The organism is Jatrophihabitans sp. YIM 134969 (genome assembly GCF_054456675.1).
Window position 1 is genome coordinate 1 of the sequence record NZ_JBTJEQ010000073.1, and the last position, 14914, is coordinate 14914.

Genomic DNA, 14914 nt, shown 5'->3' on the forward strand with positions numbered 1-14914 from the left:
GGCGGGGCCGGTCGAGCCGGGGGCGGGCGACCCGCCCGGGGTGGCTGCGGGGCCACCGGCACGTCCGCGCCCGCGACCGGAGCGCGAGCGACGAGCCATGGGGTCAGGGTAGCCAGGGGGATCGGTCCGGTGGGTACCGTCGCCCGTCGTGACGAGCCTGAGTGCGCGAGGTCCGGCCGACCTCGTGCCGCAGCCCCGCCCCGCGATCCGGGTCGCCGAGGCGCTCGCGGCGGGCGGTCACCCGCTCTGGCTGGTCGGCGGGTCGGTCCGCGACGCGCTGATGGGCCGTGGCGGCGGCGACCTCGACTTCACCACGGACGCCCGTCCGGAGCAGGTGCTCGCCCTCACCGCGTCGGTCGCGGCCGCGACCTGGACCACCGGGATCGAGTTCGGGACGGTCGGGGTGCTCGTCGACAGCGAGCGGTGCGAGATCACGACCTACCGGGCCGACCGCTACGACCGTGTCACCCGCAACCCCGAGGTCGTGTTCGGCGAGTCGCTGGTCGAGGACCTGCGCCGTCGTGACTTCACCATGAACGCGATGGCGGTGCGCGTCGCGGCCGATCCCGCCGAGCGTGAGTTCGTGGACCCGTTCGGGGGGCTCGCGGACCTCGCCCGGGGGCTGCTGCGGACCCCGGGCGACCCGTCGGAGTCGTTCGCCGACGACCCGCTGCGGATCCTGCGGGCCGCCCGGTTCGTCTCGACCCTGGGCGTCGACGTGCCGGCCGAGGTCCGCGAGGCCATGACGAACCTCGCCCCGGAGCTCGCCCGGATCACCCCCGAACGGGTGCAGGTGGAGCTGTCGAAACTGCTGCTCGGCGCGCATCCCCGCCGGGGCCTGGAACTGCTGGTCGACACCGGCGCGGCCGAGATCGTGCTGCCCGAGCTGCCGGCGTTGCGGATGGCGGCCGACGAGCACGGTCAGCACAAGGACGTCTACGCCCACACCCTGCAGGTCCTCGAACAGGCCATCGAGAAGGAGGCGACGTACACCGGCGGCGAGCCCGACCTCGTGCTGCGCCTCGCCGCGTTGCTGCACGACGTCGGCAAGCCCGCGACCCGACGCTTCGAGTCCGGTGGGCGGGTCACGTTCCACCACCACGAGGTGGTCGGCAAGAAGCTCACCCAGGCCCGGCTGCAGGCGCTGCGCTTCCCCAAGGACGTCGTGAAGGACGTCAGCAAGCTGGTGTTCCTGCACCTGCGGTTCTACGGCTACGGCCGCGGCGAGTGGACCGACTCGGCCGTGCGCCGCTACGTCACCGACGCCGGGCCCCTGCTGCCGAAGCTGTCGGCGCTGGTGCGGTCGGACTCCACGACCCGCAACCGCCGCAAGGCCGCCGCGCTCGACGCCACGTACGACGCCCTGGAGGAGCGCATCGAGGCGCTCAAGGCCCAGGAGGAGCTGGACGCGATCCGTCCCGACCTCGACGGCCACCAGATCATGGCCCTGCTGCCGGACCTCCGGGGCCGGGCGATCGGCGAGGCCTACCAGCACCTGCTGGCGCTGCGGATGGAGCACGGGCCGCTCGGCGAGGACCGCGCCCGCGAGGAACTGCTCGCCTGGTGGGCCGCCCAGCAGGATTGACGCGGTAGGAAGGCGACGTGACGCCTGACCGGGTCGACCGCCGCACCCTCAACCGCACGTTGCTCGCGCGGCAGTGGCTGTACCCGCGGGCGGGCGGGACGGCGCTCGAGGCGATCGCGCACACGGTCGGGTTGCAGGCCCAGGACCCGAAGGCGCCCTACGTCGGCCTCTGGTCGCGGCTGCAGAGCTTCGCCCACGACGACCTGTCGACCCTGCTGCTGGAGCGGCGGGCGGTGCGGATCGTGACGCTGCGCAGCACGGTCCACCTGCACACCGCGGCCGACGCCCGCCCGATCCGCGCCTGGACGCAGGCCGCGACCGAGAACCCCCTGCGCACCAGCCGGAAGGCGGCGTGGGCGGTGGTCGACCGCAGCGAACTCGTCGCGGCGGCGACGGAACTGTTGCAGCAGGCACCGATGTCGTCGACGGCGCTCGGGGAGGCGCTGCACCCGCGCTGGCCCGAGGTCGACCCCGCCGACCTCCACCAGTTCGCGCGGGCGTTCCTCCACCTGGTCCAGGTACCGCCGCGCGGGGTGTGGGGGCGTTCGGGCCGGACCACCTACGCGATCGCCGACGACTGGCTCGGCGGCCGGGCTCCGGAACCCGACCCGGCCGGCTTCGTCGCGCGGTACCTCGCGGCGTACGGGCCGGCGAGCGTCCGCGACGTGCAGACCTGGTCGGGCCTGACCCGGCTCTCGGAGGTGACGGCCGGGATGGACCTGCGCCGCTACGTCGACGAGGACGGCGTCGAGTTGCTGGACGTCCCCGGCCTGGACCTGGTCGACGGGGCCACCCCGGTGCCCCCGGTCTTCATCGCCCCGTTCGACAACGTGACGCTCTCGCACGCCGACCGGCGTCGGGTGATCGACGGTGAGGCACGCGCGAACATCGCGTCGCGGAACGGGGCGATCCCCGGCATGGTGCTGCTCGACGGCATGGTGGCGGCCACGTGGCGGGCCGAGAAGGCGACGTTGCAGGTGACACCGTTCGGTCGGCTGTCGAAGCGGTCCGCGGCGGGCCTCACGCGTCCGGGCCGTGCGCTGCTGCAGTTCCTCACCGGTGAGCCCGGCGAGGTGCGGGTGACAGCGCCCTGAGCGGAGGGATCAGGCGCCGGTGGGGTGGGCGGCCGAGGGGGCGCAGCCGGCGCGCAGCGCGTCGGCCTGGACACCCGCCCGCAGGTAGAACAGGCCCGCGAGGACGTACCCGAACCCGAGGACGACAATCGCCCAGGGCGCGTAGCCGTCGGCCGGCAGCACGACCGCGACGACGATGGCCGACACCACGGTCGTGAGGTTGAGCAGGGTGTCGTAGATCGAGAACACCCGGCCGCGGTAGTCGTCCTCGACGCTGCGCTGCAGGATCGTGTCGACGCAGATCTTCGTGCCCTGCGCCGCGAACCCGAGCAGGAACGCCCCGATGACGTACGTCCACGTGAGGTACGGCAGACCGAGCGCGACCTGGACGACGCCGGACCCGATCATCAGCGCCGTCGACCAGCGCACGAAGCCGATGGCCCGGGTCGCGCGCGGGGTGCAGAGCGCGGCGGCGAGCCCGCCGGCGGCCACGCCGACGGCCACGAAACCGAGCCCGGCGAGACCCGCGCGGAACGGGCCGATGTCGTCGAGCCGGTAGCGGAACAGCAGCAGGGTCGCGACGAACCCGACGCCGTAGCAGAAGCGGTGGGCGCCGATCATCAGCAGCGCCCGCCGGGCCGCGGGGATCTCGGCGACGTGCCGGGCGCCGTCACCGAACCCGCGCACGACGTCACCGAGGGTCTCGTGGTGGGAGCGCTCGACGTCGTCGGGACCGAGGGCGTCGTGCCGGAAGCCCCGCGCCGCCCACGCGGCGAGCAGGTAGAGCACGAGGGAGCTGGCGGCGATCAGCGCGTAGCTGTCGTCGCGGGCGCCGACGAACCCGGCCAGTCCGATGCCGATGCCGAGGCCCGCGGCGGTGGCCGTGGTGCCGAGGGTGGTCGAGACGGCGTTGGCCGAGACCAGCTCGCCGGGGGGCACGACGTGCGGCAACGAGGCCGACAGCCCGGCCAGGATGAAGCGGTTGAACGAGACGATGACCAGGGCGCTGCCGTAGAACAGCGGACCCGCAACCCCCGCGGCGATCTCGGCCGCGACGCCCAGCACCAGCAGCCCGCGGACGACGTTGACCCACAGCAGGACCCGCTGCCGCCACCACCGGTCGAGCAGCACACCGGCGAGCGGGCCGACCAGCGAGTACGGCAGCAGGATGACGGCGAACGCCGCGGCGATGGCCGACGCGCTGGTCTGGTGTTCCGGGCTGAACAGCACCGCACCGGCCAGCGACGCCTGGAACAGGCCGTCGCCGATCTGGCCGCCCAGCCGGGTGAGCAGCAGGCGTCGGAACCCGGGCAGCCCGAAGGCCGCCGGGACGTGACGGCGCAGGCCGTCCGGGCGTAGGCCGGTCGAGGGTGAGGTCATCGCCCCCGACCGTAACCCGAAGAGCTGAGTGTCGGTGGGGGTCGGCGCAACCGGTTCGAGCGGGCACAATGCCGGGCGTGGCCGACCCCTCCCCGGACCCGCGCTCGCGGTTCGAGTTGCTGTTCGGTGCGAACCCGCCCGCGTCCGGCCCGTTCGGCGGTGACCAGATTCTGGGCCGGTTCGGCCGGCTGCCCGGGCCGGTCGACCGACCCGGGTGGACGGTGCCGGAGCTGGAGCCCGCCGCGGGCCGGTTGCTGCTCGCGACCCCCCTGCTGGTCGAGCCGACCTTCGCCCGCACCGTGGTGTTCGTCCTCGAACACGACGACGACGGCACGGTCGGCGTCGTCGTCAACCGCCCCAGCCGCACGCCGGTCGGTCAGGTCCTGCCGAGCTGGCACGAGGCGGCGAGTGACCCCGACGTCGTGTTCACCGGCGGGCCGGTGCAGCCGGACGGCGCCCTCTGCCTGGGCGAGGTCCGCCCCGGGAGCCGCGAGAACGTCGCCGACGGCGACGACTGGCTGCGCCCGCTGCCCGGCGGGGCGGGTCTCGGCGGGGTCCTCGCCACCGTCGACCTCGAGGCCGACGGCGGCGACGTCGCGCCCGCGCTCGCCAACGTCCGCATCTACGCGGGCCACGCCGGGTGGTCGCCCGGGCAGCTCGCCGACGAGATCGCGCAGGGGGCCTGGATCGTCGTCGACGGCGGCAAGCACGACGTCTTCAGCCGGGCGCCCACGGTGTTGTGGCGCCAGGTCCTGCGGCGACAGCCCCCGCCGTTATCGCTGCTCGCGAGCTACCCGCCCGAGCTCGCCGACAACTGATCCGACTGGGACCTGGTCCTGATCGAGCTGTGATGTTTGCCTGACTTGTGCACTGGGCACCGTTCACCCCATGAGTGCAGCGCCTCCCGCGAACCTCACCAAGGGCGGAGGCGGCGAGGTCCGCAAGAGCCTCGTCCCGGTCCGGATGGACCGCCTGCCCTGGGCCCGGTTCCACTGGCTGGTCGTGTTCGGTCTGGGCACCGCGTGGATCCTCGACGGCCTCGAGATCCAGCTCGCGGCCCTCAACGGGTTCAACAACTCCTTCGACCTGTCCGCGGCGCGCACCGGCTCGCTCGGCACGATCTACCTGGTCGGGGAGATCGTCGGCGCCCTGTTCTTCGGGCGGATCACGGACAAGTTCGGCCGCAAGAAGATGTTCGTCATCACCCTGGCGATCTACCTGGTCGGCTCCGGGCTCGCGGGCTTCTCGTGGGACTACTGGTCCCTCGCCGTGTTCCGGTTCATCGCGGGCATCGGCATCGGCGGTGAGTACGCCGCCATCAACGCGGCCATCGACGAACTGATCCCCTCGCACTACCGCGGCCGGGTCGACATCGCGGTCAACGGCACCTACTGGGGCGGCGCGCTGCTCGGCACCCTGCTGGGCTACGTCCTCATCGACCACGAGTGGTTGGTGCCGGCCGACTGGGGGTGGCGCATCGCGTTCTGGCTCGGCCCCCTGATGGGTTTCATCATCATCTTCCTGCGGCGCCACCTGCCCGAGAGTCCACGGTGGTTGATGACCCACGGCCGCGACGACGAGGCCGAGGAGATCGTCTCCCAGATCGAGCACTGGGTGGAGGAGCAGGACCACGTCGAACTGACGAAGGTCGACGAGAGCAAAGCGCTGCCGATCGTGCCGACCCCTCACATCGGGTACGTCGAACTGCTCAAGGTGTTCATCACGCAGTTGCCGAGCCGAACGGTGCTCGGTGCAACGATGATGATCACGCAGAGCTTCTTGTACAACGCGATCTTCTTCAGCTATGAGCAGGTCCTCACCAACTTCTACGGCGTGAAGGAGACCTCGCTCTACTTCGTGCCCTTCGCGCTGGGCAACCTGCTCGGCCCGCTGCTGCTCGGCCATCTCTTCGACACGTGGGGCCGACGGAAGATGATCCTGCTGACCTACGGCCTGGCCGGACTGATGCTCATCATCTCGGCGTTCCTGTTCCGGGCCGAGGCCCTCAACGCGGCCACCAACACGCTGCTGTGGTGCGTGATCTTCTTCTTCGCGTCCGCCGGGGCGTCGTCCGCCTACCTGACGGTCAGCGAGATCTTCCCGATCGAGGTGCGCGGGCTCGCCATCGCCGTCTTCTTCTCCATCGGCCAGGGCGCGGGCTCGCTCGCCCCGACCATCTACGGCGCGCTCATCGGCGAGGGCAAGGACCGCACCCCGCTCATGTGGGGTTACATCATCGGCGGTGCCATCATGATCATCGGTGGCCTGGTCGCATGGTTCATCGGCGTCGACAGCGAACGCAAAGCCCTCGAGGACGTCGCGACCCCGCTCTCGGTCCTGCGGGCGAGAGCCGCCGGCGCCGACATCCCGACCGTCAGCCGCGACGCCCCGTCACCCGCCACGTGACCCGGCCCGTCAGGGCTCCGACGAACGTTGCAGGAGGCAACCCATGACCGAATCCACCGAATCCACCGAACCCGCGGTCGCACCGATCGTGGTGGGCGTCAGCCCGACCAGTGGTTCGATCGCCGCCGTCGAGTGGGCCCTGGACCACGCCCGTCGGGTCGGGGCACCGCTCGTCGCGGTCACCGCCTGGCAGGTCCCGGTCGGGGCGGCGCCCAGCATCGTGCCGTCGGAGCAGGCGGCCGTGGTCGAGCGGCTCGCCGAGGAGGCCTCGCAGAACCTGGCCAAGACCGTGCGGGCGCTGGCCGGGGAGTCGTCGTCCGTCAGTCAGCGGGTCGAGCGCGGCGCTGCGTCGGCCGTGCTGGTGCGGGCGTCGGAGTCGGCGCAGTTGCTGGTGGTCGGGCCGCCGCACCCGGGCGAGCTGTCGAAGCTGCGGCCGTCGCTGCTCGTGCCGCAGGTGGTCTACGGCGCGGCGTGCCCGGTCGTCGTGCTGCCGCAGGTCACCTACGAGCAGCCGTCGCGGTGGCGGTCGTTCGCGGGGCGGCTCGCCGAGGCCGCGGCCACCGCCGGCCGGCCGGGACCAGGCGTGCGGCTCCCCCCGCCCGACCCGACCTGACGACCCACCTGACCTGACGAACCGGTCGGTCAGCCCCGCAGCACGCGCGGGTCGACCGACATGCCGGCGTCGGCCAGCACGGCGTCCATCGTCTCCATGATGTGGACCGTCTCGGTCAACGAGAGCACGTCGGACTCGATCGCCCCGGCCTCGAGGCAGCGCTTGACCTCGTCGGCCTGGTAGACCATCCCGCGGCCCTCGAACGGCAGCGTCTCGGTCACCGGCTCGCCCTCGCGCGGCACGATCGTGAACGAGGTCGGCTCGTAGAAGTTCGGGTCGATGTCGATGCGGGCGTCGGTGCCCACGATGCTCGCGCGGGTCGCGGTCTTGGCTCCGCTCGTGCAGGTGAGCAGCGCCTGCCCCCCTTCCGGGTACCCGAACAGCATCGAGGTCTGGCCGTCGACCACCCCGTTGAACGCGGGGTCGACGAGCGTCGCGATCCGCGCCGGCTGCACCCCGCCGAAGACCATCGACGCGAAGCTGACCGGGTAGACCCCGAGGTCGAGCAGCGCGCTCCCGCCGAGTTCGGGGGCGAACAGCCGGAACGCCGGGTCGGCGGGGAACCACTGGCCGTGGTCGGCGCTGACGTGCTCGATGCGCCCGAGCGTGCCGCTCGCGACGATCTCCCGGATCCGGACCATGTGCGGCAGGAAGCGGGTCCACATGGCCTCCATGCAGAACAGGTTCTTCTGCGTCGCCAGCGCGACGATCTCCCGCGCCTGGTCCGCGTTCATCGTGAACGCCTTCTCGACCAGGACGTGCTTGCCGGCCTCGAGCGCGAGCTTGGTGTCGGCCAGGTGCATCGGGTGCGGCGTCGCCACGTAGACGACGTCGACGGTGTCATCGGCGACCAGGTCGGCGTAGCTGGCGTGACGGTGGCCCGCCGGCACGTCGTGGGCGTCGCCGAAACGGTCCGCGGACTCCTGGCTGCGGGAGCCGACGGCGGCGACGACGTGGTCACCCCGCTCCGTCGAGCGGGCGAGGTCCCTCGCCATCATGTCCGCGATCAACCCGGTCCCGACGATCCCCCACCGCAGCGTTGTCACGTGACCGATCCTCGCAGACCTGTCCCCGTCCACAGGAAGGCCGCACCACCTCCCGCACCGCCCGATCCCCGCGTAGCGTTTCCGGGGTGCAGCCACCCGGCCCACCTCCCCCGCGGCGGCTGCGTGCCGTCCGCCAACCGGTCGCGCCGCCCGCGCCGTGGTGGGCGAGCGAGGTCCGCACGGAACGCCCCGCCCCGGTCGGGTCCGCACGGATCGGATCGGGTCGCAGCGAGCAGGCGGCCCGGGCGTTGTTCGCCGACCTGGCCCGCGACGTCGTCGACCACGGCCTGCAGCGCCGCGCGGTGCTGACCGCGGCCACCCAGGGCCGGCGCAGCGCGTGGGAGCTGTGTGACGCCCACCCCCACCTGGTGACGGCCGCCCGGCACCACGGCGTGCCCACCGGGCGAAACTGTCCGATCTGTAAGCGAGCCGGGCTCTCCGACGTCCACTTCGTCTACGGTGAGTCGCTGAAACACGTCGCCGGCCAGGCGAAGTCACCCGCCGAGGTGCGCCGTCTGGCCGCGGGGAACGGGCACGCACCGCGCACCTTCGACGTCTACGTCGTCGAGGTCTGCACCCACTGCCGGTGGAACCACCTGCTCCGCTCGTTCGTCGTGGCCGCGAGCGCGACCGACCCCGCCGGAGACTCCGTCGGGTACGGCCGTGCCGCGTCCAGCGGCTGACGCGACATCGACGGGCGCGGCACGACCGGGCCCGGGAACGGACAGATCCCACCCGTGACCTCGCACCGCAGCGGCGGCGCCCCCCGACGTCCCGCCGGTTCCACGACCGGCCGACGGGCTTCCGCGTCGACGAAGAAGAAGAAGCCGATCACGCCGCCCCGTTTCGGGCCGGAGTGGTACCGGAAGCGGCGTTTCGTTACGCGCAAGCGCATCGCGGCGATGAGCCGCAAGCGCCGGGTCTGGCGCCGGGTCGGCATCCTCGGGACCTGGTTCCTCGCCGGCGTCGCGGTGCTGCTGGTCGTGGCCGTCGTGGCGTTCTACCAGTTGTCCGACGTCGTCACCCCGGACAAGATCAAGACCGACCAGGTCGCCACGATCCTTTACAGCGACGGGTCGGTGATGGCCCGCATCGGCGCCGAGAACCGGACCGACGTCGACATCAAGGACGTCCCCGAGCAGGTGAAGTGGGCGGTGCTCGCCGCCGAGGACCGCGGTTACTACAGCAACCCGGGCATCTCCATCACCGGCACGCTGCGCGCCGCGTGGAACGACCTCACGGGCGGACAGACCCAGGGTGGGTCCGGCATCACCCAGCAGTACGTGAAGAACGCCTACCTCGACGCCGACCAGACGCTGTCGCGCAAGCTCAAGGAACTGGCGATCGCGGTCAAGCTCGACCGCAACTACTCGAAGGACACGATCCTCGAGTACTACCTCAACACCATCTACTTCGGCCGTGGCGCGTACGGCGTCGAGGCGGCGGCGCAGACCTTCTTCGGGGTCGACGTCAGCAAGCTGAACACGGCGCAGGGCGCGGTTCTCGCCTCGCTCATCCGCTCACCCGGCTACTACGACCCGGCCGTCAACCCCGAGGCCGCGCAGGACCGGTTCGAGTACGTGCTCGACGGCATGGTCGAGACCAAGCACCTCACCCGGGCCGAGGCGGACGCGACCAAGTACCCCGAGACCCGGGGGCCGAACGGGAGCGGACTCGGCGCGACCGGACCGATCGGGTTGATCGTCAACAAGGTCAAGGCCGAACTCGAGGCCGACGGCATCGACGAGTCGGTCCTCAACACCCGCGGTCTCACCATCCAGACCACCGTCGACCCGCGCGCCCAGGCAGCGGTGAACACCGCGATCTCCGCCACGTACGGCAAGCTCGCGCCGTTCCAGGCCAACATCAAGAAGGCGCTGGTCGCGACCGACCCCAACACCGGCGGCGTGCTCGCCTACTACGGCGGCGTCAACGACGAACGCGACTACCACGACTACGCCGGGAACACCTGCCAGGCGCCGGGGTCGTCGTTCAAGCCCTACACGCTCGCGGTCGGGCTCACCAACGCCCTCGCGGGCCAACAGCCGGGCTACTCGCTCGACACCCGCGTCGACGGCTCGAGCCCGCAGACCATCGGCGGCACCCAGATCGCGAACGACCCCAGCGACGCCGCCTACGAGAGCTCGAGCATCTCGGTGCGCCGCGCGATGGAGGTCTCGCTCAACACGGTGTTCGACGCCATGGCCCTCGCGGTCGGCCCGGACCGGGTCGCCGCGCTCGCGCACAGCGCCGGCATCAGCGAGACGTGCGGCGGGAGCCCGACGCTGGTCGACCTCGACGCGAACGGCAAGAGCACCGGGTCGACCGGGTTCGGCATCGGCATCGGCGACTACCCGGTCCGCACGATCGACCAGGCGATCGGGTTCGCGACCTTCGAGAGCGGCGGCCTCTACCGCGCCGCCCACTTCGTGCAGAAGGTCACGACGAACGACGGCACGGTGCTCTACCAGCACAAGGACGCCCCGAAGCGCGTCATGGACCCCCGCGTCGCCAACGACGTCACCGTGGCGCTCGGACCGGTCGCCGACTTCTCGCTGAACCCGCTGTCGGACGACCGGCCCTCGGCCAGCAAGACCGGCACCGTGGGCATCGAGTACTGCACCGACGGGTCGCAGCCGGACGAGCCGGCGATCAAGCCCGACCGCAACTGCGACGCCGTGGGGCAGAACTCGAGCGCCTGGACGGTCGGGTTCACGCCGTCGGTCTCGGTGGCCTCGTGGGCGGGCAGCGGCGACAGCACGACCGCGATCTACGGCTCGACGAACTCCGACGACCCGGCGAACGGTTCGCAGAAGACCGAGTACGGCCGTGACCTGCCCGGCAAGGCGTGGAAGGTGTTCACCGACACCTGGCTCGCGGGCAGCCCGATCCAGGCGTTGCCGACCGAGGCCCAGATCCAGGGCGGCCAGGACACCTCGAAGCCGACCTACGCGCCGCCGCCGACCGACCAGACGTCGTCGACCCCGCCGCCCGCCACGAGCACGGCACCCGCGACGACCAGCGCACCGCCGTCGACGCCCCCGAGCACGCCGACGACGCCGGTCACCCCGCCGTCGTCGCCGGTGACCGTCCCGTCGACGCCGACGACCACCCCGCCCGCCGGCGGTGGCGGTGGCGGTGGTGGTGGAGCCGGAGCCGGTGGTGGAGCCGGTGGTGGAGCCGGTGGCGGAGGGGGCTGATCCCCACCGGTCCCCCACCGTGGGTGTGGGATCGTCAGCGACGTGAGTGCTCCGAGCCGCTTCGACCCGGTCGTGCACGCGGCGAGCCAGGTCGTCGGCGGCCCGTGGGGTCGGTACGCCGCCCGCCCGGGTCGGCCGAAGGTCGTGCTCGCCGCGTTGCTGCTGCTCGCCGGCGTGTTCCTCGCCGCGGGCTACGTGCAGAAGTCCCCCTGCGCCGACGGCGCCTGGGTGGGCAGCAAGCAGTACACCCACTTCTGCTACTCCGACGTCATCCCGCTGTGGGGCGCGGAGCGTCTCGACGTCGGCGCGGTCCCGTACCGCGACACCGCCGTCGAGTACCCCGTGCTGACGGGCGGTTTCATGTGGGTCAGCGCCGAGCTGACCGGGCTCGCCTCGCACGCCGTCTCCGGGGTGTCGGAGCTGCAGCTGTTCGGGATCATCACCTGCCTCGGCCTGGCGTTCTGCGGGCTGGTGACGGTGGCCGGGACGGCCGGGGCCGCCGGTCGCAGACCCTGGGACGCCGCGATCGCCGCGGCGAGCCCGCTGCTGGTGTTCCACGCGTTCTCGAACTGGGACCTGCTCGCGATGGCGTTCGCGATGTGCGGGTTGTGGGCCTGGGCGCGGCAGCGGCCGGTTCTCGCGGGCGTCCTCATCGGGCTCGGCACCGCGGCCAAGCTCTACCCGGTGTTCCTGCTGGTGGCGATCGGCATCCTCGCCTGGCGCACCGGCCGGTGGCGGCAGGCGCTCTGGGCGGCGGCCGCCGCCGCGGCGGCGTGGCTCGCCACGAACGTGCCGATCGCCCTCGCCTGGCACGAGGGCTGGTGGGAGTTCTACTCGTTCAGCGCCGACCGCACCGCCGAGGCCTCGACGTTCTGGTACATGGGCAACTACCTGGCCACGGTCGGGCTCGGCGACGGCTTCGCGCCGGCGTACGTGCCGCCGAGCTGGGGGGTCGCGCTCGCGCTGCTCGTCGGGCTCGCGGCGGTCGCGTACGTCAGCGGCGCGGCGCCGTACCGCCCCCGCCTCGCGCAGGTCGCGTTCCTCGTCGTCCTCGCGTTCCTGCTGACGACCAAGGTGTGGAGCCCGCAGTACTCGCTGTGGCTGGTGCCCCTGGTCGCTCTCGCCCGGCCGCGGTGGCGGCTCGCGCTGGTGTGGCAGTTCGCCGAGATCGCGGTGTGGATGGCGACGCTGTTGTGGCTGCTGAAGTTCGGCACCCCCACCCGCGGCCTGGACTACGGCTGGCTCATGACGATCCTGCTGCTGCGCGACGTGCTGCTGCTCGCCATCGCGGCCGGGGTGGTCCGCGACATGTGGCGCCCGGACCTCGACGTCGTGCGCGGGGCTCCGGACTACCTCGACGACCCCGGCGGCGGCACGTTCGACGGCGCGCTCGACCGGCGGCGGCTGCCGACCTGGCACGACCTGTTCCCCCCGGCCGTCCCGCTCGAGGACGACGAGCCGGACGACGGGACGGACCCGGAGGACCTGGGCGACTTCGGGGACGCCGGGGAGCTCGAGCCGACCCCGACCCGCTGACCGGCCCGCCGTGCGGGACGGCTCAGCGCGACTCGCGCAGGAACGCGATGTCGCGTTCCTGACCCTCGGCCGGTGTCTCGACCACGACGTCGGTGCCGCCCGGCACGACGGCGTCGACGACGGCGGCGATCTGCGCCGGGTCGATCTGGCCGCTGCCGAAGGTGGCGTGACGGTCGGCGCCGGAGTCGAAGGCGTCGCGGCTGTCGTTGGCGTGCACCAGGTCGATGCGGCCGGTGATGGCGAGGACGCGGTCGACGATGTCGGTGAGGTCCTCCCCGCCCGCCCAGGCGTGGCAGGTGTCGAGGACGAAGCCCGGGCCGAACTCGCCGACGGCGTCCCACATCCGCGCCAGCCGGTCGAAGCGGCGGGCCATGGCGTTCTCGCCGCCCGCGGTGTTCTCGATGAGCACCGGGAGGGGGAACCCGCCGTCGTCGGCGGCGCGGGAGAAGGTCTTGCGCCAGTTCTCGAACCCGATCTCGGGATCGTCGCCCTTGCCGACGTGGCCGCCGTGGACGATCAGGCCCTTCGCGCCGATCGCCGCGGCCGCCTCGGCGTGCTGCGCGAGGATCTTGCGGCTCGGGATGCGGATCTTGTTGTTGGTCGTGGCCACGTTCACCAGGTACGGCGCGTGGACGTAGACCGTCAGCCCCGAGTCCTTGATCTCGGCCTCGAACGGGTGCGGCTGCGGCTTCTTCCAGCCCTGCGGGTCGGCGAGGAAGAACTGGACGACGTCGGCCCCCACCTCGCGGGCCCACGCCACCGGGTTCTCGGCGTGCACGTGCGCGCCGACGGCGCCCGTCCTCACGGTGCTGGTCACGGCCCCGAGGCTAACCGCGGGGTCCGACGATCCGTGCGGTGTCCGGTTCGTCCGGGTTACCGGTACCCTGGGTTCCGCGATGTGGGACCGGGTCGTACTCCGGGTATCTCAGGGGCTGTGATCCGGTCGGTCCGGACGTGACCCGTCACGGGCACGGGCGTTGACCACCGGCGAGACGTGACGCAGGACAGGGCGAGGGAGCCATGGCAGCGAAGCACAGGGACCGCACCGGCACGGCCGGTGGCACTCGTCGCACCGGGACCACCGGCGGTGGGCGGTGGCGGGTCGCCGCGCTGCTGCTCGTGTCGGTCCTGATCGGCACCGGCATCACCGTGGTCGCCGCCGCCCCGAGCGCCTCGGCCGCCGACCGCAACGCCACCATCTCGCTCACCGGCATCACCTCGAACACCTACCCGACCGGCGGCAACACGGTCTGGGTCCAGCCCGGCACCGGCCTCACCATCACCGAGGCGCCGATCAGCGCCGGCGCGAACCAGGGTCTGCTCGGCACCGTCTCGGGCATCGTCACCGGCGTCCTCGGGGCGTTGTTCAAGGTCGTCGACCTGCAGGCGACCGTCGACCTGTCGAGCGTCGGCAAGGGCACGGTCAGCCTCGGTGGCGGTGGCCAGGCCTCGGTCTCCACGCCGGCCCTGAAGAAGGGCGTCTACCCGATCGCGTGGTCGTTCAAGGCGATCGTCGTCAACAAGCTCACCCAGGCCAAGACCTCGGTGGCCCTCAACGGCAACCAGCTCAACCGCCTCGGCCTCAAGCTCAACGCCAAGAACCAGTACGTCGGCTACATCGTCAGCGACACCAAGTCGCCGTGCGGCGGGGCCCAGTGCATCTCGCTGCAGACGCCGCGGTTGTCGGTGGCGCCGAGTGCGCCGGTCGTCGGTCAGCTGCCGACCGTGGGCGTGCCGGGGACCACCGTGAACGTGCCGGTGCCGTCGGTGCCGGGCGTCAACGCGCCGCTGCCGGGGCAGGGCGGCTCGGGTTCGGGCACGCCGTCGTCGGCCCCGTCCTCGGCTGCGACGTCGAAGCCGACCACCCGCAGTACCTCGGGCAACGGCTCGTTGACCAACCCGTACGGCTACCAGGCGCCCGGCTGCACCGGCCCGTGCCTGGTCGTCCCCCAGGGCGGCGGCAGCGGCGGCTCGGTGGGTGGCGCCTCGGACGTCACCCTCTCCGACCTCGGTGACGCCGCGGCGTCCGGCGGCGGCGCGAGCGCCGACGGCGGTGCGGGTGACGCCGCCGCGGC

General features: G+C 72.3%; 11 protein-coding genes and 1 pseudogene. 9 read left to right on the plus strand and 3 right to left on the minus strand.

What is annotated here, in order from left to right:
* Positions 1 to 148 precede the first annotated feature (148 nt).
* Entirely contained in the window at positions 149 to 1585 is a 1437-nt protein-coding gene (locus tag ACXR2U_RS22760; RefSeq protein ID WP_458827382.1) for a CCA tRNA nucleotidyltransferase, read from the plus strand.
* Between the two features lie 17 nt (positions 1586 to 1602).
* Positions 1603 to 2679, plus strand: coding sequence for a winged helix DNA-binding domain-containing protein (locus ACXR2U_RS22765; RefSeq protein WP_458827383.1), 1077 nt, complete (start codon positions 1603 to 1605; stop codon positions 2677 to 2679).
* A gap of 9 nt (positions 2680 to 2688) precedes the next feature.
* Here ACXR2U_RS22765 and ACXR2U_RS22770 read toward each other — a convergent pair whose 3' ends face one another.
* Complete coding sequence (locus tag ACXR2U_RS22770) at positions 2689 to 4038, minus strand: MFS transporter (RefSeq protein ID WP_458827384.1); 1350 nt, start codon at positions 4036 to 4038, stop codon at positions 2689 to 2691.
* Positions 4039 to 4115: 77 nt separating this feature from the next.
* Between ACXR2U_RS22770 and ACXR2U_RS22775 the strand changes: the two genes are divergently transcribed.
* From ACXR2U_RS22775 to ACXR2U_RS22785, 3 genes are all read left to right on the plus strand, one after another.
* Positions 4116 to 4856: a YqgE/AlgH family protein gene (locus ACXR2U_RS22775; protein ID WP_458827385.1), complete on the plus strand. Its 741-nt coding sequence runs from the start codon at positions 4116 to 4118 to the stop codon at positions 4854 to 4856.
* Positions 4857 to 4926: 70 nt separating this feature from the next.
* Complete coding sequence (locus ACXR2U_RS22780) at positions 4927 to 6444, plus strand: MFS transporter (RefSeq protein WP_458827386.1); 1518 nt, start codon at positions 4927 to 4929, stop codon at positions 6442 to 6444.
* A 43-nt stretch (positions 6445 to 6487) separates the two neighbouring features.
* On the plus strand, positions 6488 to 7057 hold the full coding sequence (locus ACXR2U_RS22785) for a universal stress protein (RefSeq protein ID WP_458827387.1): 570 nt from the start codon (positions 6488 to 6490) through the stop codon (positions 7055 to 7057).
* A 29-nt stretch (positions 7058 to 7086) separates the two neighbouring features.
* Here ACXR2U_RS22785 and ACXR2U_RS22790 read toward each other — a convergent pair whose 3' ends face one another.
* On the minus strand, positions 7087 to 8103 hold the full coding sequence (locus ACXR2U_RS22790) for a Gfo/Idh/MocA family protein (protein WP_458827388.1): 1017 nt from the start codon (positions 8101 to 8103) through the stop codon (positions 7087 to 7089).
* 86 nt (positions 8104 to 8189) lie between these two features.
* On the opposite strand from ACXR2U_RS22790, the gene ACXR2U_RS22795 reads away from it, so the two are divergent.
* Genes ACXR2U_RS22795 through ACXR2U_RS22805 form a run of 3 tightly spaced genes read left to right on the plus strand, consistent with a single transcriptional unit; the run spans position 8190 to position 12839 of the window.
* The gene (locus tag ACXR2U_RS22795) at positions 8190 to 8786 is read left to right on the plus strand and encodes a DUF5318 family protein (RefSeq protein WP_458827389.1); all 597 of its coding nucleotides are present in this window, start codon (positions 8190 to 8192) and stop codon (positions 8784 to 8786) included.
* A gap of 54 nt (positions 8787 to 8840) precedes the next feature.
* Entirely contained in the window at positions 8841 to 11303 is a 2463-nt protein-coding gene (locus ACXR2U_RS22800) for a transglycosylase domain-containing protein (protein ID WP_458827390.1), read from the plus strand.
* 42 nt (positions 11304 to 11345) lie between these two features.
* Complete coding sequence (locus ACXR2U_RS22805; RefSeq protein ID WP_458827391.1) at positions 11346 to 12839, plus strand: glycosyltransferase family 87 protein; 1494 nt, start codon at positions 11346 to 11348, stop codon at positions 12837 to 12839.
* A gap of 22 nt (positions 12840 to 12861) precedes the next feature.
* Here the strand turns inward: ACXR2U_RS22805 and ACXR2U_RS22810 are convergent, their stop codons facing one another.
* Complete coding sequence (locus ACXR2U_RS22810) at positions 12862 to 13656, minus strand: deoxyribonuclease IV (protein ID WP_458827392.1); 795 nt, start codon at positions 13654 to 13656, stop codon at positions 12862 to 12864.
* 203 nt (positions 13657 to 13859) lie between these two features.
* Here ACXR2U_RS22810 and ACXR2U_RS22815 point away from each other — a divergent pair.
* A pseudogene (locus tag ACXR2U_RS22815) lies at positions 13860 to 14914 on the plus strand (hypothetical protein); the annotation flags it as partial.

Coding starts and splice junctions, on each gene's coding strand:
- ACXR2U_RS22770 (WP_458827384.1), bottom strand. CDS start 4,038: ATGACCTCACCCTCGACCGGCCTACGCCCGGACGGCCTGCGCCGTCAC.
- ACXR2U_RS22780 (WP_458827386.1), top strand. CDS start 4,927: ATGAGTGCAGCGCCTCCCGCGAACCTCACCAAGGGCGGAGGCGGCGAG.
- ACXR2U_RS22785 (WP_458827387.1), top strand. CDS start 6,488: ATGACCGAATCCACCGAATCCACCGAACCCGCGGTCGCACCGATCGTG.